Annotated in this window: 17 protein-coding genes; 10 read left to right on the top strand and 7 right to left on the bottom strand. The window is 47.6% G+C overall.

Annotated features, from left to right (window positions below; genetic code table 11):
* Positions 1-19 precede the first annotated feature (19 nt).
* From ACXX53_RS14690 to ACXX53_RS14655, 8 genes are all read left to right on the top strand, one after another.
* The gene (locus ACXX53_RS14690; protein WP_458569410.1) at positions 20-3,628 is read left to right on the top strand and encodes an S-layer homology domain-containing protein; all 3,609 of its coding nucleotides are present in this window, start codon (positions 20-22) and stop codon (positions 3,626-3,628) included.
* Positions 3,629-3,764: 136 nt separating this feature from the next.
* Positions 3,765-4,025: an autorepressor SdpR family transcription factor gene (locus tag ACXX53_RS14685; protein WP_458569409.1), complete on the top strand. Its 261-nt coding sequence runs from the start codon at positions 3,765-3,767 to the stop codon at positions 4,023-4,025.
* 13 nt (positions 4,026-4,038) lie between these two features.
* Positions 4,039-4,644: an SdpI family protein gene (locus ACXX53_RS14680; RefSeq protein WP_458569408.1), complete on the top strand. Its 606-nt coding sequence runs from the start codon at positions 4,039-4,041 to the stop codon at positions 4,642-4,644.
* A gap of 70 nt (positions 4,645-4,714) precedes the next feature.
* A complete protein-coding gene (locus tag ACXX53_RS14675) occupies positions 4,715-5,422 on the top strand; it encodes a DNA alkylation repair protein (protein ID WP_458569407.1) in 708 nt (235 codons plus the stop codon).
* Positions 5,423-5,592: 170 nt separating this feature from the next.
* Positions 5,593-6,591 (top strand): phosphotransferase enzyme family protein, encoded by a 999-nt coding sequence (locus tag ACXX53_RS14670; RefSeq protein WP_458569406.1) that lies wholly within the window; start codon positions 5,593-5,595, stop codon positions 6,589-6,591.
* A gap of 62 nt (positions 6,592-6,653) precedes the next feature.
* Entirely contained in the window at positions 6,654-6,908 is a 255-nt protein-coding gene (locus ACXX53_RS14665) for a hypothetical protein (RefSeq protein WP_458569405.1), read from the top strand.
* Between the two features lie 333 nt (positions 6,909-7,241).
* Positions 7,242-7,583 (top strand): hypothetical protein, encoded by a 342-nt coding sequence (locus ACXX53_RS14660; protein WP_458569404.1) that lies wholly within the window; start codon positions 7,242-7,244, stop codon positions 7,581-7,583.
* Entirely contained in the window at positions 7,574-8,113 is a 540-nt protein-coding gene (locus ACXX53_RS14655; protein WP_458569403.1) for a GNAT family N-acetyltransferase, read from the top strand. The genes ACXX53_RS14660 and ACXX53_RS14655 overlap by 10 nt, the downstream gene beginning before the upstream one ends.
* Before the next feature lie 81 nt (positions 8,114-8,194).
* Here ACXX53_RS14655 and ACXX53_RS14650 read toward each other — a convergent pair whose 3' ends face one another.
* Both ACXX53_RS14650 and pepT read right to left on the bottom strand, forming a co-directional pair.
* Complete coding sequence (locus tag ACXX53_RS14650) at positions 8,195-9,046, bottom strand: ROK family protein (protein WP_458569402.1); 852 nt, start codon at positions 9,044-9,046, stop codon at positions 8,195-8,197.
* Between the two features lie 189 nt (positions 9,047-9,235).
* Positions 9,236-10,468 (bottom strand): peptidase T, encoded by a 1,233-nt coding sequence (gene pepT / locus ACXX53_RS14645; protein ID WP_458569401.1) that lies wholly within the window; start codon positions 10,466-10,468, stop codon positions 9,236-9,238.
* Between the two features lie 161 nt (positions 10,469-10,629).
* Between pepT and ACXX53_RS14640 the strand changes: the two genes are divergently transcribed.
* On the top strand, positions 10,630-11,142 hold the full coding sequence (locus tag ACXX53_RS14640) for a GNAT family N-acetyltransferase (protein ID WP_458569400.1): 513 nt from the start codon (positions 10,630-10,632) through the stop codon (positions 11,140-11,142).
* Positions 11,143-11,393: 251 nt separating this feature from the next.
* Complete coding sequence (locus ACXX53_RS14635) at positions 11,394-12,674, top strand: Gfo/Idh/MocA family oxidoreductase (protein WP_458569399.1); 1,281 nt, start codon at positions 11,394-11,396, stop codon at positions 12,672-12,674.
* A gap of 84 nt (positions 12,675-12,758) precedes the next feature.
* On the opposite strand, the gene ACXX53_RS14630 is transcribed toward ACXX53_RS14635, so the two are convergent.
* From ACXX53_RS14630 to qoxA, 5 genes are all read right to left on the bottom strand, one after another.
* Positions 12,759-13,898 carry an ATP-binding protein gene (locus ACXX53_RS14630; protein WP_458569398.1) on the bottom strand — a complete coding sequence of 380 codons (1,140 nt, stop codon included), beginning with the start codon at positions 13,896-13,898 and terminating at the stop codon, positions 12,759-12,761.
* A 322-nt stretch (positions 13,899-14,220) separates the two neighbouring features.
* Entirely contained in the window at positions 14,221-14,514 is a 294-nt protein-coding gene (qoxD, locus tag ACXX53_RS14625; protein ID WP_458569397.1) for a cytochrome aa3 quinol oxidase subunit IV, read from the bottom strand.
* Position 14,515: 1 nt separating this feature from the next.
* On the bottom strand, positions 14,516-15,112 hold the full coding sequence (gene qoxC, locus ACXX53_RS14620; RefSeq protein ID WP_458569396.1) for a cytochrome aa3 quinol oxidase subunit III: 597 nt from the start codon (positions 15,110-15,112) through the stop codon (positions 14,516-14,518).
* Complete coding sequence (gene qoxB, locus ACXX53_RS14615; RefSeq protein WP_458569395.1) at positions 15,109-17,052, bottom strand: cytochrome aa3 quinol oxidase subunit I; 1,944 nt, start codon at positions 17,050-17,052, stop codon at positions 15,109-15,111. Before qoxB ends, qoxC begins: the two co-directional genes overlap by 4 nt.
* Positions 17,053-17,091: 39 nt before the next feature.
* Positions 17,092-18,033, bottom strand: a complete 942-nt coding sequence (gene qoxA, locus ACXX53_RS14610) for a cytochrome aa3 quinol oxidase subunit II (RefSeq protein WP_458569394.1) — start codon at positions 18,031-18,033, stop codon at positions 17,092-17,094.
* Positions 18,034-18,358 lie beyond the last annotated feature (325 nt).

Raw genomic sequence — 18,358 nt, 5'->3', positions numbered from 1 at the left:
AACAGGGGGTGCTAAATGGGTGAAGAAAAGGCTCTTGTGGCTTAGTCTGATGTTTGCATTACTGATAGGAGGAATATCAGTTCATGCGGCGGAGGGCGGAAGCATTATCTACGTAAAGGCGGATGCCGCTGGCAACAATGACGGCAGCAGTTGGACTCATGCATACACGGACTTGCATCAAGCGCTGACGGAAGCGGGCAAAGAAGGCAAGACCGAAGTGTGGATTGCAAAGGGAACCTATATGCCGAGCGGCAATATGTCAGCCGATGATGTTCGCAGAATGCATTTTGAGATGATGAATGGAGTTGCCATTCGCGGTGGATTTGAAGGCTCGGAGGATGTGCAGTCATCGTCTGCATCCGATATTCTCGCTAATCGTCAATTCAAGAAGAATGAAACGATCCTAAGCGGCGATATCGACAAGGATGGAAAGCTGGATAACAATGTTTACAATGTATTTGTAAACAACGGTCTCAACAACACGGCTGTCCTAGATGGTGTAACCATCACCGGCGGAAATGCAGATGGGTGGCTTCAAGCTGGCGGGGGGATGCTGAACTCCGAGAGCAGTCCGACGCTGACCAATGTGACATTTGACCGGAACAAGGCTGTGAACGGCGGGGCCATGAGTAATGATGGCAGTCCAGTGCTCACCAACGTCACGATTAGCAACAACAGTGCCGAATCAGGCGGCGGGATCCATAACAGTTCGCAGAGCCGAACGACGATGACGAATGTCCTTATTATTAATAATAAGGCACAGCGCGGCGGCGGTGTGTTTAATGCGGCGGATTCGGATGCAGTCATGACCAACGTGACGATAAGCGGTAATGAAGCACAGAAGTCTGGCGGAGGAATCTATAATGCTAAAGCTGCGGTTCTGAAGCTGCGCAACAGTATCGTTTGGGGCAATCAAGATCCAGCGGAAGGAAGCATATACAACGATAAAGGAAAGTCTCTTATCTCCCATAGCTTAGTTCAGGATTCCAAGGCCGATGGCAAGCTGGCTGCGGCTCTTGGCAAAAATGAAGGCGGTAACCTAGATTCCGACCCGCTGTTCCAAGGGGCTGGAAGCTACCAGCTAAAGGCGGCATCCCCAGCGATTGATAAGGGGTCGAACATCGTATATGAGTCTGGACAGATTCCGAACCTGTCGAAGATCGTGACAGACTTGAACGGTTCGCCGCGGATCGTCAACGGCGTTGTGGACATGGGAGCCTATGAATACGGACTGAATGCGGCGCCGAAGATCACATTAAGTGTCACACCAGATACGCCGACTATCGGTCCGGTGCAAGTGAATGTAAAGGCAAGCTCTCAAGGGAAAGACAATACGATCGTCTTATTAAAATGGGCGGCAGACAAACGCGACGCAGCCTACTTTGCGGACGAAGGCACTGAGATCACTTCAGCCATGAAGTTTACCGTATCTAAGAACGGCACATATACCGTCTATGCCAAGGATAAGGCAGGCAATGAAGCCGTCAGCCAAGTCGAAGTCAGCAACATTTTAACCTCGAAGCCGACGATAACCGCCACACTCACACCATCTGAATCCACCAATCAACCCGTACAAGTAAGCGTAACAGCGAATGCGCAAGGAGAAGGCAATACGATTACTCTGATCAAATGGGCGGCAGATAAACGCGACACAGCTTACTTCGCGGACGGAGGAACGGAGATTACTTCGACCAAGAAATTTACCGTATCCAAGAACGGCATCTATACCGTCTATGCTAAGGATAAGGCAGGCAATGAAGTCGTTAGCCAAGTCGAAGTTAGCAACATCTTAGCATCGAAGCCAACGATAACCGCCAAACTAACGCCATCCGAATCCACCAGTCAACCCGTACAAGTAAGCGTAACAGCGAATGCGCAAGGAGAAGGCAATACGATTACTCTGATCAAATGGGCGGCAGACAAACGCGACACAGCTTACTTCGCGGACGGAGGCACAGAGATTACTTCGACCAAGAAATTTACCGTATCCAAGAACGGCACCTATACCGTCTATGCCAAGGATAAAGCAGGCAATGAAGCTGTTAGCCAAGTCGAAGTCAGCAACATCTTAACCTCAAAACCGACGGTCACGACTACGCTGCTGCCATCCACATTGACCAATAAACCAGTAGAAGTGATTGTGACTGCCAACGCTCAGGGAGCGGATGATACGATCGCATCGTTAAAATGGGCTGTAGGAAAGCGTGATGAGGCTTATTTTGCGGGCAAAGGTACTGATATTACAGCAGCTAAGAAATTTACCGTATCCGAGAGCGATACGTATACGATCTATGCCAAAGATTCGGCAAGCAATGTCACCATTAAGACGATTGAGATCATCAATATCTTGTTGACGAAGCCGACGATCGCAACGTCCAGCTATCCGCAGACTTCCAATGCAGGATCGGTTGATGTTACTGTATCTGCGACTGTGCACGGTACAGGCAACGCCATCTCGAAGATCAAGTGGGCTGCGGGAGATCGTAATGTAGCATACTTTGCTGCAGACGGCAACGACATTACATCGACGGCGAAGTTCAGAGTAACCTCCAACGGTACGTGTACGGTATATGTGAAGGATGCAGCGGGCAATGAAAGTGTAAAGCAGGTGGATATCCGCAACATTTCCGAGCCGATGACACCGCCATGGTGTGATCTTAAGTCCTACACCCTTCGCTTATCTGCATGGAAAGCGGGGGAAATGAGTATTGCGGATCTGATCACAGTTAAAGTCCCGGCAGATGCTACTGATATGCCGTTGTGTATGTACTTGGAGCAGGTAAGCGGACAGGATAAGCCGTTGGATAGCGGCTATGTGCTGTTAAGCCCGGTCTATCAGCTAGAGAAGAATCACTCCAACAAGTTCTTGAAGCCGATCACGATCTCGATGTCCTACGACCGTACGAAGTTAAGCCGGAATAGCGATCCAGGCGTGTACTTCTACGATAAAGCGAACAAGAGATGGGTAGAGAAGAACAGCACGGTCGACGGCAGTCGGATAACGATTGACGTTGACAATATCGGATCTTCCGCCATATTTGCGGTTATCGGCAGAGGCAGTGGAAACGGTAATGGAGGCGACAATGGCAACAAGCCGATATCCTTCACGGACATCGCAAGGCATTGGGCCAAGGATGCCATTATTCGCGCTGCTGAGATGGGGATTGTGAAAGGAGATCCGGACGGAAGATTCCGACCTAATGCTTCCGTATCGCGTGCGGAGTTCGTCGTCATGGTCATGAATGCATTGGATCTGAATACGTCGGAATCCAGGATCACCTTTACAGATCAGGCGAAGATTCCATCTTGGGCTGAGAAGGCGGTCTCCCAGGCGGTGAGACTGGGGATAGTAACGGGGTACGAAGACGGAAGCTTCCGCCCGAATGCGTCAATTAGCCGCGCGGAGATGACGGCCATCATCGGCCGTACGATGGGCATCGAGCCGCTCAATGTGAAGAAGACGGGCTTCGATGATGACGCCTCTATACCGGCTTGGGTCAAGGCAATGGCGGAGACGCTGAGACGCGAAGGCATAGTGGAAGGAAGCAACGGCCGCTTGGAGGCGCATAATAATGCAACCCGGGCTGAGGCTGTGGTGATGATTCTACGAATGCTGGACCATAGATAAGCGGAGCGCATATAGTTTGCCATGGGGTTATCCATAAGGATAACCCTTTCTCTATTGCATTTTCCATCGCCCACATCTATAATATATTTAACTAATTAGCTAAATAACTTTACAATGAGCAGAAAGGAGTTCCCCTATGCATAAAGCTTTTAAAGCTTTAAGCGATGAGACGCGCAGATCCATATTACAGCTGCTCCACACCCGAGATATGAGTGCCGGTGAGATATCCGATCATTTTAATATGTCCAAGCCGTCTATTTCCAAGCACTTAGATATATTGAGGGAAGCGGAACTGGTCAGCTCGGAGAAGAAGGGCCAGTATGTGATCTATTCCATTAACACAACGGTGCTGCAGGATGTTTTAGGAGGCTTTTTGAGCCTATTTAATAATAAGTAGGGAGGAATTAGAGATGAGAAAGTCTGATATTACCTTTACAAGCCTATTTTTTATTGTCATTTCCATACTGATCTTAGCTGTGGGGATCTTCGTACCGGATGGCCATGTGACCAATGCCATTATCGGGGCGGCAGTGATTATAGCTTTAGTTATATTCGATATTCAAGCTCCTCGGATCGCTAAGCTGTCCCCAGATAATCCGAAAGTGAAGACGATGCGCAATCTAAATAGACTGACGCTAAGCACAGTTGCATTGGTATTTATATTCATGGTGCTGGAACCGCTTGAGGGCGTCTTTTCCGCAAGAACGAGTGAACTTATCGCGGTGGGTTTAATTGCGGTGTTTATGATGGCATTTGGCAATGCTGCGCCAAAGATTCCATTTAATCGCAATATGGGACTAAGACTTCCATGGACGATACGGGACGAAGATACATGGAGACTGGCGCACAAGGTGGTTGGGTATGCTTCATTTCCTATCGCTATTGCGATGTTTGTATCAGCCTTCTTCTTCCCTGTTGAGAAGGTAACGGCAACTAGTATTCTAACGTGGATTCTTATTCCCGGCCTGTACTCCTTATGGTTCTTCTATAGAAAATCCAAGGGTTTAAACGTCTAATTCAACAACGGTCAGATTAGTTGTATGAAATTGGCTATATAAGGGGAGACATGAAACGAGGAGGGTTACCATGAATTATGATGAGGTTATGAGCAAGCTTGAAGCGCTCGGCACGGAACAGACGAAGCGGACATTTCTTAGACATGGTGCGATGGAGCCGCTATTCGGTGTGAAAATAGGAGATTTGAAGAAGCTTGTTCGAGAAGTGAAGAAAGACCAAGATCTCGTTTTAGCTCTCTATCATTCTGGCAATAGTGATGCCATGTATCTGGCGGGACTTGCAGTCAATCCTAAGCAGATGTCCAAGGAGCAGCTGCAGGAGTGGGTAAGCAAGGCGAGTTGGCATATGATTGCGGAGACGATCGTAGCGGGAGTTGCGGCTGAGAGTCCGTTCGGATTAGAGCTGGCGCGGAAATGGATACAGTCTGATGAGGAAATAGTGGCGACTTGCGGTTGGTCGACGTATGCGAATTATATCTCGCTGACTCCGGATGACCAGCTGGATATAGAGGAGATCAGAGCGCTCCTGCATCGAGTGGAGACTACGATTCATGAGCAGCCGAATCGAGTGCGGTATACGATGAATTCATTTGTCATCATGGTTGGATCGTCTATTATAGACCTGCACGAGGAAGCATTGAGAGTTGGAGAAGCGATAGGCAAGGTACATGTTAATGTCGGCAGGACGGCATGTAAAGTACCATTAGCGGTAGATTATATTCATAAGGTTGAAGCGGCAGGCAAGCTAGGCATGAAGAAGAAGACGTGCATATGCTAATGACGCGATACTTAACGAAAGGGAGCTTATCCGACAATGATGCGGGTAGACTCCCTTTTTTCTGTATGAAGGTAATGAAGAGCGATATGCAGAATATAACAATACGGGGCACGGATACGATTGATTTAATGGACCATTTCAAAGATGCACAAGATAGAGGAGGAGATATCATGCCAAACTGGCAGCAGCAGTTCAATGAGGAGTTGCTGGCGCAGGCCGCGCAGCGTATTGGTGTTGAGCAAGAATCGATTATTCACTGTGGAGGCTTTGAAAATGTCGTATACAGCTTCCAGCAGGGAGGGCAGGATCTCATCCTGCGGGTAGGGCACAGCTCTCATCGCACGGTAGAACTGATGGCTTCCGAGATGCACTTTATGGATTACCTCGCGAAGCACGGTGTTCGCATTGCAAGGCCTGTAGCCTTTCCATCGGGGCAGCTAATAGAGACGCTAGAGAGTGAGGATGCCATCTTTATCTTAACGATGTTCGAGAAAGCGGCAGGCGGTCATATCGATTGTAATCACAAGGATTGGGGACCGAGGCTGTTCGAGCAGTGGGGCGAGATTACAGGGAAGATGCATGCATTGGCGCAAGAATACATCCTGCCTGCGGACATGACAGCAAGACCGCATCAGGATGTTCTTGGATTCAATAAGTCGAGCTTCGGCCCAGAAGAGCATAAGATATACGATAGATTGCAAGAGGTAGATAAGGAGATTAACGCTCTCCCGCATGAAGCGGGCGCATACGGGCTATGTCATCGAGATCTGCACCATGGCAACTTCTATGTGCATGAGAGCAACATGATCGCGTTTGATTTTGACGATTGCGGGTATGACTACTACGTGCAGGATATCGCGATGGCGGTATATTACGGAGCAGTATTTGGCGCGTGGAGAACGCCTGAGTATGAGAACGCGCGTGTATCGAAGCTGGCGAATGAACTGCTTGCGTCCTTCATGATAGGATACAATCGCGAGTATCAGTTGGATGCGAAATGGTTGAAGCAGCTGCCGCTCTTCGTGGAGAAGCGGCGTTTGGAGCTGTGCCTGCTGCTGTATGCTTCCTGCCAAGAGTCGAGCAGTGGCAGTCCTGAGCGTAAGGCATGGTTGAAGCATAATCTGCAGGATATCGATCATGGTGTGCCATGCATGGAACTGCAGCTATAATCTAGTTCATCAGCCAATAAGCTAACTTTCACAACTTTAGCTTTGCACGGAGGCGGGGGAGCATGTCGAACTTGGACAAGGAGAAAATGGCTCTGGAAAAAGCGGAAACGGTGTTTGAAACAGCCGAAGTCATAACGACTTATGTGTACAAGGTCAGTCCGGAGCAGAAAGAGAAGCTCGATCGTTTAGCGGAGGAGAGATTCCAAAAGGCACGCGAAGAGGCGATACCGAAGATCCGCGAGCGGTATGAGCAGCGGGTTAAGGGGTTACGGCTGCAACAGCAGCCGAAGGCCGACAGTGATGGAATTGTATTGTAATCGGCAAAATGTTGTACGGAATACAACAATATTTGCAATAGTCCGCGATAATAGGCATTATGTTGTACGTTATACAACATAGTTGATCATTCTGAGCTCTTCGTGCCGCCAATATCAACGCCTACATATTAGTCCTTCCGAGGTATGAGCTTTATTTTATATAAGGTGATAGATGTGAGGATGCAGCCCAAGCTTAGGCGCGGGAGCATTCTCTTTTTTATTTTGAATTAATGGTTATAAAGGTTTTTTACCTATCAGCAAGAAAATTATGGTGCTAGGATATGATTATACTTTGTTGAGGAGCTGTTTTAGTGTCTGAAAAAGGTAAACTTATTGCCAAGTCCTGAAGGTTGGATCTGGGCGGACTTTGAAGATATATCCCTGATGCCTGCATACTGGGATCTGGCTTCATTTGTTAGTATTCGTGCATTATTCAACGGAGTTCAGGAGCCAACCTTTAAATATATATTGAGCCAAATAAACAATAGATCAGATCTAGAAGCTTTTCGATTTGCTATTATCGCACGTATACTCATGTCCACATTAGGCAATCTGGATTTCGCCCTTGCAGGCAACGGAGATTTGGAATTTGCAACTAAGCAGCTTGAACTTGCGGAAGATTTTATTCGTCAGGTAGATCTAATCATTCAAGGAGATGGAAGACGATGTATGTGACAACGGATAAATTGATCATTCGAAGTTTTGATTTCGAGGATTGGACAGCAGTACTTGAATATACTTCAAAAATTAATAACATGAAATATATGCCAGATGGGGTTTTGAACGAAGAGACAGTTAAAGAATTTATTAGGAAAAACATTGGCGACGAGGCCCGGAATTTCCCTGTTATATTAAAGGATAATGGAACACTTATTGGTCACATTGTATTCCACAAGTATTTTGGTGAGCATACATATGAGATTGGATGGGTGTTCAATCCTGAGTATCACAATCGCGGTTACGCTTCTCAAGCGGCATTAGCCATATTGAAATATGGATTTGAGGAAATGAATTTGCACCGAATTATTGCAACCTGTCAGCCAGAAAATATTCCATCTTATCGGGTTATGGAGAAGATCGGGATGAGACGAGAAGGTTATTTCAAAAAATGTATTCCCCATGAAAATGAATGGTGGGATGAGTATTACTATGCAATGTTGCGAGAAGAGTGGTGCCAGCAGTCCTCAACTATCGGAGAACGATAGCTCAATAAAAAGGCGGTAGTCTAGGACTTTATTTCCCCGTCCAAGGCTGCCGCTGCTTCATTTGTTCGGATTCAATCGAGCTTAGTATGCACGGGCGTTCAGCTTGCGCACCCACTCGCGAGCGCCTAATGCGACGATGCGCTTCAAGTCCTTCGGCTGTGTGATGGTGCAGCAGGCCAGCAACTCAGGCAGAGCATGAGCCCGCAGCGTTTCAAGGGCTGCCTCCATGTAGCCCTTATAGGTAGAAGCGCTGCCGCCAACCACTATCACGTCGGGGTTGTATAAGTGCAGCACATTCGTGAGCGACAGCCCGAAGTAGAATCCCGCACGCCTAATGATCGAAGCGGCATGCTCATCTCCATCTTCCAGTTGCTGCAGAAACGTCGTCACATCGGTGCCTGCTTGCTGCAGGATCGCGTATCCGCCGGCGAGATTGTCAATCCTCTCCGCCTTTCCATTCGCGCTGTCGGTCGCCAGCATCATATAGCCCATCTCACCGCTCCAGCCCCTTGAGCCAAGCAGCAATTCGCCCTTCTCAACGACACCTACCGCGATGCCGGTACCTGCCATGATGACGGCTACTGTATGGCTCTCCGCATGATCCGCGGCTCCAGCTATCGCAGCCGCTTTCACATCATTGATGAACGCAACGGGGCAATCCGTTGCGAAATAATCCGCTGTCACACCGTTCAAAGTGGTGAGAAGATCGGTCATCTCCACTTTGTCGCTGCCGTCCACGAGCCCAGGTATGCCCATTCCGATTCCATCCGGCGTGTAAGGCAGCTGCGCGATGAAGTCATCAAGTGCCTGTTTCATCTGTGCGCGTGTACATCCTGCACCTGTCGGAGCTCTATGTTCTATTATTCCATCCGGTGCTTCCGCCATCATATACATCTTTGTGCCGCCAATATCAACGCCTACATATCGGTTCATACGAGATGTCCCTCCTTATTATAGTGTTTAGGTCGAACAAGATAAGGTGAGTAAGATAGAAACAGCACGGAACTTGAACGGAGTGATAGCTGTACTCTCCTGAACAAGCTCCATGCTGTTATGGTTTATATCTTATGATTCTTGAATTCAGAACAGAATCGTTAGACGGTGAAGCAATGCGTTGTAAGCTTATGCTTGCCGTTCAAAGCGTTGTACCACCTCGATGATCACTTGAGCCGCTTTCATCATGTTGTCGACGGAGACATATTCGAACTTGCCGTGATAGTTCTCGCCGCCGGTGAAGATGTTAGGTGTAGGCAGTCCCATATAGGATAGTTGGGAGCCGTCCGTACCGCCGCGAATCGGCTTCATGACCGGTTTGATGTCGAGCGATTCCATCGCTTCGCGGGCGATGTTGACGATCTCGATGACAGGCTCAATTTTATCCCGCATATTGTAGTATTGATCATACATATCGAGCTGGACGCGTTCGTCGCCGTAGATCTGTTTGAACTCATCGACGATGCTCTGCATATTCGCCTTTCTCGCTTCAAAGTTGTCGCGATCGAAGTCGCGTATGATGTAATGCAGCTTCGTCAACTCTGTATTACCCTCGAAGGAGATGAGGTGATAGAAGCCGTCGTACCCATCCGTATGCTCTGGCGCTTCTTCCTCTGGCAGACGTGCATGCAGCTTCATGGCGATCTTGGAGGAATGAATCATCTTGTCTTTCGCTGTGCCGGGATGGACGTTAACTCCCTTTATCGTAATCTTGGCCGCAGCGGCATTAAAGCTCTCGTACTCCAGCTCGCCAAGCGGTCCGCCGTCTATCGTGTACGCATATACAGCATCAAACGCTTGCACATCGAACTTCTGCGGTCCTCTGCCAATCTCTTCATCAGGTGTAAATGCAACGCGAATGCGACCGTGCTTGATCTCAGGATGCTGAATCAGATAGGACATGGCGGTCATAATCTCAGCGATACCAGCCTTGTCATCAGCACCAAGCAATGTCGTGCCGTCTGTCGTAATTAACGTATGTCCTTTATAGCGGCCTAACTCAGGAAAGTCCTTGGTCGAAAGAACGACGTTCAGCTGTTTATTCAAGACGATATCCTTGCCGTCGTACTGTTCGATCACTTGAGGGTTCACATTGGTGCCAGTGAAGTCAGTCGCTGTATCTACATGAGCCAGGAATCCAATCGTAGGCACCTGCTTGTCCGTGTTGGACGGGAGAGTGGCCATGACATAACCGTTCGCGTCAATCGTCACCTCTTCCATCCCGATCTGCTTCAATTCTTCTACTAACATGTTGGCAAGCGTAAGCTGTCCCGGTGTTGTCGGGCAGGTGGTGCTGTCTTCATTCGATTGCGTATCTACCTTTGCATAAGTGATTAATCGATCGATTAGCTCTTGCTTCAAGTTCAATCGCTCCCTTCATCTTCCTTCATTTCATATTATCATGTTCTGCACCTGCAAACAGTAACTATGCAGTACTGTCCTTAAAGAGTTGTTTGAATTGTAATCCTATCTGGTGTAATTTACAATATTAGTTGTTAATGATTGGGGGGAGGCGGAGTCAGATGAAAATGGTATGTGAGACGGAACGACTGCAACTGCGAGTGTTTGAAGAGACGGATCGTGAAGCGGCGGCATCGTTCTGGGGCGATGATGAAGTGATGAAGTATTGTTTAGGGGCTACTCCACTCGAACTCTTGCCGAAGGTGCTTGCCGGATACATAGCATGCGATGAGAAATTGGGGCTGTCTGTATATGCCGTGGTGGAGAAGGTCAGCGGTACTGTAATTGGCGCCTGTGGCTTCAATGTAACGGAAGGTGTAGAAGAGATCGAGCTCATTTATCATTATGCCAAAACCAGTTGGGGAAAGGGATACGCCACAGAAGCGGCAACAGCCTGTGTTCAGCTCGCTAAAGCGGACGGAAGGGTAAGACGTATACATGCTTCAGCAGATCCTAGTAATGCAGCCTCGTTCAAGACGCTGGAGAAAGCAGGGTTTACGTCAGCGGGTATGGAATGGTTCGAGGATACTGGACAAGAGGAGCCGGTATACGAGTATATCATTCCGAAGCTTTAGTAATTGGATGTTAATTTTTACATATTTCTATCTAATTTAGCAATAAAACGATTGATATGAACAAAAAAATGATTAAAAAAGTCATAATTATCTCAGAACTTGAAGGAAATGATCTCCGAATGTCGAATATTTGAATGGAGATATTCTGCAGATTGGGTTCGATGAATTGTACAAGATGCTTGCCAGAGTAAGAATGATCTTCTTGTGTCATGAGCCCACAGACATTTTCAATTAGGGAGGAAGAGATAGAGATGAAAGCAGTAACAGCTATCGTCATTGGAGCAGGAGACCGAGGGGAACGAGCCTATGCGCCGTATGCACTGCAGCATCCCTCTGAGATTCGATTTGTAGGTGTGGCTGAGCCTATACAGGAGCGCCGTGAGCGATTTGCAGAGACGCATGGATTAACACTAGAGCAGCAGTATGATTCATGGGAATCTATTCTGGGCAAAGAACGATTAGCGGATGTAGCTATCATATGCACGATGGACCGTATGCACCGGGAACCTACTTTAAAGGCGCTTGAGCTCGGCTATCATGTTCTGCTAGAGAAGCCAATGTCGCCTGATCCTCAGGAATGCGTCGAGATGGAGCTTGCTGCGAAGAAGCATCAACGCCTGTTAACCATTTGCCATGTCTTGCGTTATACGCCGTTCTGGCAGGCTATTAAGAAAGAGATTGATAATGGAGAGATCGGCCAGATCGTTTCTATACAGTTAAATGAAAATGTAGGCAACATGCACATGTCCCATAGCTTTGTACGAGGCAATTGGCGGAACAGCCAGGAATCAAGCCCGATGATTCTGCAAAAGTCCTGTCATGATATGGACATTCTTGCTTATCTAATGGATGAGCCTTGTGAGCGGATCAGTTCCTTTGGATCTTTGATGCATTATAATGAAGCGAATAAGCCTGAAGGCGCACCAGCTTATTGTATTCAAGGCTGCCCGGCTGAGAAGAACTGCCAGTATCATGCGGTAAATTATTATTTAAGTGAAGAGGGCAGAGGTTGGGCGAGAAAGTTCGTGGATAAGGGGACGGACGAGGAGATTCTTGCTGCGTTGACGGATGGCCCTTACGGACGATGCGTCTATCAGACTGACAATGATGTCGTAGATCACCAAGTCGTGAATATGGAGTTCAAGAGCGGAGCTACGGCCATGTTCAGCATGTGCGGCTTCACGAAGGACAATACTCGCATCGTTCAGATTATGGGAACCAAGGGTGAGATTCGTGGGAATATGGAGGATTACTCCTTCGAGGTTACCAACTTGGTAACGAAGGAATCCCGTGAAGTGAAGCTTGAGGAAACGGCTTCCGGACATGGCGGCGGCGACTTCGGCATTGTTGCGTCATTCCTAGATGGAGTGCGCAACTTTGGTCAAGAGGGCGTCGAGAGCTTGTCCTCTGCTTCTATCTCGGTACGCAGCCATCTGATGGCATTCGCGGCTGAACAATCTCGTTTGAATGGCGGCGCGCCTGTAGAGATTCAAAAGTTCTACAACCAGTTTGCGGCACAGCCTCAGAGATAAATCCATACGCATAGCATGAAGAAGAACTCGCTGACGGGTCAGCGAGTTTTTTTGTGTGATAGGCTTAGCCTGTGCATGTCACGCTTAATAGACGTTGACGGTTAAACCAGGATAAGCGGACATGATCTCATCGGCATACTGGCACAGTATATCCGGGATAAAGCCGATATTGCCGAAGAGCTGATGATCCGGTTGGAAGGTAATGCTTGTTCCCGTCTCCTGAGTGACGCCAATGGTACGCAGCTCCGTATGCGGATGACCCAGACTGTATTCTTGACGCATCACCTTGCCGTCGCGGCGAATCTCTACGCTGAGCTTGCGCGACAAGGCATTAACGACGCTCATCGTGATGCCCTTCTCACTGCCCGGTGCGACATAAGCCGCGCTAGGGTTCAGATGCCCCATATTCGTGAGCACGTCTTGAATTCGGGACTTATACATATGCGATAAGGCCACTGCTGGAATACCGCGGCCATTATCCGCGACTGTGATGCTACCATCCTCGTGCTGGAAGATACCGATATCCGTGCAATATCCGGCTTGATGCTCGAGAATGCAGTTCTCGACTACAGCCCGCAGCAGCATATGACGATCGTAGCCTTCCAGATCGACACCGTCGCCCTTATCGCCCAGATACTGTTCCGGATGTTTGCGTGCATCCGTCATTTCCATATAATCGCTTGCATCGAACAATTCAGCGGCTCCCGTAAACAGCAAGAGCAGCGGCAGCGCACGATGTGCGGTAACAGCATACTTGCCGCCGCGTTCTTCCTGAAGGAGGAGATCAGCGCCGATTAATGCTTTAATATGATGATAAAGCTGGCCGGTCGTTCCCATATTCAATCGTTCTACTAGTTCAGGACCTGACATGGGCTGAATCATCAGGGAGCGCAGAATGTCCACTCTTTGTTTATGCCCAAGAGCCCCCAATACGCGCGCCATCTTCTCGCCGTCCTGCTCCAACAATTGATGGAGCGTTCTTGCTTGCGATTCCCATCGATAATGCGACTTTTCACTGCGATATTGTCCCGAATAATAAACTACACTTTCTTGCTGCTCCGCAGGCTCTAGTGAATGGTCTGAATGTGTGTCATGAGGAAGAAGCATGTTGCTGCTCATTGAAGAAGGTGTGCATAATTGTTGGACAAGCTGCTGCAGCTCCTTCATCTGAGCCTTCAATTCATCCAATTCATTGCCATAATCCCGTTCATTGCCTTGCACCATAGGAATCACCTCATCATTATTCGACTGCACCTTTTACGTATAACGCAAACTGAGTATCACAATATTACGTAATTACGTAACATCATAAATCAATAATAACAAATTAACCAAACCATGTAAATACAAAACATTCAAAGATTTTTTTTTGTGGTATGCTGTGTTGAGATCGGTTGATAATCATGAAAAAAATACAAGCAGGTGATTCACGCGATATGGAAATGGCAGCACAGTAGGAATCAGTATAAATAAAGAAGAGGCTGTCTTATCCTGAAGTCAATGACTTCAAGGACAAGACAGCCTCTGTTGTTTACTGCGATATATTCTACAAGTAACCCCAGATCATCGTAAACAGTGTACCGAATACCGTTACGAGAGCAACAAACAGGGCGTAAGCGATATTGGTATACAACGATGACTTACTGGATTTATCCTCATCAATATGCATGAACAGGAACAATTGTACACTTGTCTGTACCGCAGCAGTGATGATCAGGATTGCAATCTCCACTCCGTGTGACATCTGGAAGTCCGGAAGAAGGACGACCATCGCAACTACTGTAAGGACGAGGGAGAATACGTATCCCATTACATGACGTATAGGGAATAGTTGTTTCATATCACATCAGTCCTTTCAAGTATACGAAGCTGAAGATGAAGATCCATACTACGTCCAGGAAGTGCCAGTACAGCGAGAATATAAATGATTTGTTCGCTGTATCCTTATTCAAGCCGCGGCTCTTCAGCTGAATCATGATGCCAGTGCCCCATAGAAGACCCATCGTTACGTGAGCGCCGTGTGTGCCGAGCAGTACAAACAAGCTGGAAGTAAAGCCGCTAGTCTGCAGTGTCGCACCCTCATGAATGTAAGTCATAAACTCAAAGATCTCTACACTAAGGAACCCTAGACCCAGAAGAAGCGTGATGGCGAAGAACCACATCATGGCCTTCTTCATGCCAAGTCGCATAGCGTTGACAGCCAACCCGATCGTAAAGCTGCTTGTGAGCAACAGGAACGTCTCGATCAATACAGGCTTCATCACAAAGATGTCTTGTGCTGATGGACCATTGCCTGGTCGATTCCAAAGTGTCAGATATGTGGAGAAGAGAACGGCGAAGAGCACGATCTCTGCTCCAAGGAAGATCCAGAAACCGAATATTCGGTTTCTGTTCTCCTCTGTGCTGTATTCTAGCGGAAGCGTCTTATCTATCTTCATGCTTGTTCACCCCGCAATCGTTGTTCCGTCTCTTTAACTTCTTTCACCGAAATATGTCGTCCATGATCCTGCTCGAAAGAACGCATTGCGAGCATAATCAAAATGGCGATACCACAAATAATGGCAGGCGTCCACCAACTGAACACCATGCAGAATCCTCCCACGAAGAAGAGACCGCTCATAATAACCGGTTGTCCGCTGTTATTAGGCATATGAATCTCTTCAATCTTGCCTTCAAATAACGGATATTTCTTCTTCTTGAAGTCCCAGAATGCCTCAGCGCTCTTGACAGTAGGTGTGAGCGCAAAGTTATATTCAGGAACTGGGCTATGAGTTGCCCATTCCAGCGTACGCGCATTCCATGGATCGCTGGATGTTTCTCTTGGCTGGTAGCGGAAGCTCCAGTAGATGTTGTACACCAAGAGAGCAAAACCGATAGCAAGTCCCATTGCACCGATAGAGGCAATCATGTTAAGCGGTCCGAAGCCTGTGCTTTCGGAGTAGGTGTACATCCGGCGCGTCATACCATTCAGTCCCAGGAAGAACAGCGGGAAGAAGGTAACGTTGAACGAAATAGCAATGAACCAGAAGGCACGCTTGCCCTGACGTTCGTTGAGCTTGAATCCGAAGAATTTCGGGAACCAATAGTACAGACCTGAAAGAACTCCGAATACAGTACCAGGAATCAGCGTGTAGTGGAAGTGAGCGACCAAGAACATCGTATTGTGATATTGATAGTCGGCACTTGCCATCGCAAGCATGACACCCGTTACACCACCGATAGTGAAGATCGGGATAAACGCCAGCGCGTACATCATTGGAGTCGTAAACTCGATCCTGCCTCTACGCATCGTAAAGAGCCAGTTGAAGATCTTGACCCCGGTCGGTACCGCGATGGCCATCGTCGTAATGGAGAAGAATCCGTTGACGACCGCGCCATGTCCCATCGTATAGAAGTGATGCGCCCATACGAGGAAGGACAAGAGTGAGATAGCAACCATACTGATAACCATTGATTTATAGCCGTACAAGTTCTTGCGTGAGAATGTCGAGATGACCTCACTGAAGATACCGAAGGCTGGCAAGATAACGATATAAACTTCTGGATGGCCCCATACCCAGAACAAGTTAGCCCACAGCATATCCATACCGCCGTTAGCCATCGTAAAGAACTGGGTACCGAACAGACGGTCGAACATCATAAGCGCAAGCGCAACAGTCAATGCAGGGAAAGCAAATACGATTATCGCGCTTGTGATCAGAATCGACCAAGTAAACATTGGCATCTTCATCAGCGTCATGCCAGGAGCGCGCATCTTCAAGATCGTCGTGATAAAGTTAACACCTGTCATGAGTGTACCGATACCAGCGATCTGAAGTGCGATAGAATAATAGTTCATGCCCACTGAAGGGCTGAATTCATTGCTTGCAAGCGGGAAGTATGCGGTCCAGCCTGCATCCGGGGAGCCCCCGATAACGAACGAGAGATTGAACAGCATTGCTCCTACGAAGAACAGCCAGAAGCTTAAGGCGTTCAGCCGCGGGAATGCAACGTCACGCGCACCGATCTGAAGCGGAATGACGAGGTTCATCAGACCTATGATAAACGGCATAGCCATAAATAGAATCATGATGATACCATGTGTTGTAAATATTTCATTGTAATGCTGCGCATCGAGAAATCCCGACTCTGGTACGGCTAGCTGTGCACGCATCAACAATCCGTCAACACCGCCGCGGAACAGCATAATCAGCGCAGATATAAGATACATAATACCGATGCGCTTGTGATCGACCGTTGTCAGCCATTCGCGCCACAGGTATCCCCATTTCTTAAAATAGGTTAAACCAATGATGATGGCGAGTGACACGACGACGATACTGACCATAGCGCCGTAGATCATCGGTTCGCCGGTAACGAAAAATTCGTCCCATTTCATAGAGATTAGACTCCTTTCGATGAATTCCTAGTTGCTTGGTTACTTATGCCCGGAGTGATCCATATTGGAGTGATCCATATTGGAATCTTCCATGTTATGATCAGCGTCGGCATCTGCATCTGCATTTGCATCAGAGCCGTGATGATGTGAAGCATTTTCCCCTTCAGGCGGAGGACTGAATTCCAAGTGAGTAGATGAATATGACTTACGGCCAACAATCTCTGTATCAAGCAGCGTATTGAACTCGTCTTCTGTCAGCTCAGGTGCAGTTTTCTTAACATCCTTCACCCATTCATCATAAGCTGCAGGTGACATGGCCAAAGTTTCGAATTCCATACTCGCGAAGCCTTTACCTGAGAAGTTTGCGTTTTTACCCATCATCGAGCCTTCCTGTTCAGCAACAAAGTTAAGCTTTGTTACCATATCGCTCATGGCATATTTCTGACCGCCAAGCTGCGGGATCCACAAGCTCGTAATAGGACCATACGAATACATACGGAACTCAATAGGACGATTAGTAGGGATGTTTACATAGTTAACGGTTTCAATCCCTTCCTCCGGATAACTGAAATGCCATTTCCAGTTGGAAGAGGAGGCGTAGATCACGAGCGGCTTTTGATCCTCATAACCTACAGGAACTTTCTCAACTGCGGTAGTAGTTTGGACGGTGACTACAGACAACACGGCCACGATAATTACCGGGATCATTGTCCATGTAATTTCCATCCATTTGCTTCCTTCCTCATGCGGAGGCTCATAATCTGGTGCTGCCTTGGAAGCGCGGTACTTCGTCAGAATGACGACAAACAGCACGTACACCACAAGCAGTACTGTCGCCATCGAGATGATGGAGAAGATGATTACCTTTGCTTGCGTCTCTGCCTGAGGACCCATTGGATCAAGAACCGTAAGCGGTTCACATCCGGTCAACAGAACTAAGAGGGATAAAAGAACGGTGAGTAATAAACCTTTCTTTTTCATAACGTACCCCTTTCTCTAAGATGAACTATTAAAGTTATAATTGGATAATAATTCTGGTCAGATATATAGTAGTCACAACTTTAAAAAGAAGCACCACATAAATAAAACCACATTTTACAATTGAATCCAGTTTTGAAGACGAGAAGAGTGCTTGTTCACAATTTTTTATCGGAAATTCGGCGATTTATGTCCAATATCGTCCGTTTTCTCCGACTTTGCATATTGTTCATAATTGACTCTGTCACAATATCATTTCGCTATATTGTCACATTTGAAAAGCTGTGTTGTGATAATATTCACATCATATAACGCGATGGAAAATACA

It is taken from the genome of Paenibacillus marinisediminis (assembly GCF_054343325.1).
The sequence above is the reverse complement of the archived record's forward strand: the minus strand, read 5'-3'. Positions and strand labels throughout refer to the sequence as shown.

What these genes read in the sequence shown, in the direction of transcription:
- ACXX53_RS14640 (WP_458569400.1), top strand. Translation starts at nt 10,630, where the DNA reads ATGAAAATGGTATGTGAGACGGAACGACTGCAACTGCGAGTGTTTGAA.
- ACXX53_RS14680 (WP_458569408.1), top strand. Translation starts at nt 4,039, where the DNA reads ATGAGAAAGTCTGATATTACCTTTACAAGCCTATTTTTTATTGTCATT.
- qoxA (WP_458569394.1), bottom strand. Translation starts at nt 18,033, where the DNA reads ATGAAAAAGAAAGGTTTATTACTCACCGTTCTTTTATCCCTCTTAGTT.
- ACXX53_RS14670 (WP_458569406.1), top strand. Translation starts at nt 5,593, where the DNA reads ATGCCAAACTGGCAGCAGCAGTTCAATGAGGAGTTGCTGGCGCAGGCC.
- ACXX53_RS14685 (WP_458569409.1), top strand. Translation starts at nt 3,765, where the DNA reads ATGCATAAAGCTTTTAAAGCTTTAAGCGATGAGACGCGCAGATCCATA.
- qoxD (WP_458569397.1), bottom strand. Translation starts at nt 14,514, where the DNA reads ATGAAACAACTATTCCCTATACGTCATGTAATGGGATACGTATTCTCC.
- ACXX53_RS14675 (WP_458569407.1), top strand. Translation starts at nt 4,715, where the DNA reads ATGAATTATGATGAGGTTATGAGCAAGCTTGAAGCGCTCGGCACGGAA.
- ACXX53_RS14635 (WP_458569399.1), top strand. Translation starts at nt 11,394, where the DNA reads ATGAAAGCAGTAACAGCTATCGTCATTGGAGCAGGAGACCGAGGGGAA.
- ACXX53_RS14665 (WP_458569405.1), top strand. Translation starts at nt 6,654, where the DNA reads ATGTCGAACTTGGACAAGGAGAAAATGGCTCTGGAAAAAGCGGAAACG.
- qoxC (WP_458569396.1), bottom strand. Translation starts at nt 15,112, where the DNA reads ATGAAGATAGATAAGACGCTTCCGCTAGAATACAGCACAGAGGAGAAC.
- ACXX53_RS14630 (WP_458569398.1), bottom strand. Translation starts at nt 13,898, where the DNA reads ATGGTGCAAGGCAATGAACGGGATTATGGCAATGAATTGGATGAATTG.
- qoxB (WP_458569395.1), bottom strand. Translation starts at nt 17,052, where the DNA reads ATGAAATGGGACGAATTTTTCGTTACCGGCGAACCGATGATCTACGGC.
- ACXX53_RS14655 (WP_458569403.1), top strand. Translation starts at nt 7,574, where the DNA reads ATGTATGTGACAACGGATAAATTGATCATTCGAAGTTTTGATTTCGAG.
- ACXX53_RS14650 (WP_458569402.1), bottom strand. Translation starts at nt 9,046, where the DNA reads ATGAACCGATATGTAGGCGTTGATATTGGCGGCACAAAGATGTATATG.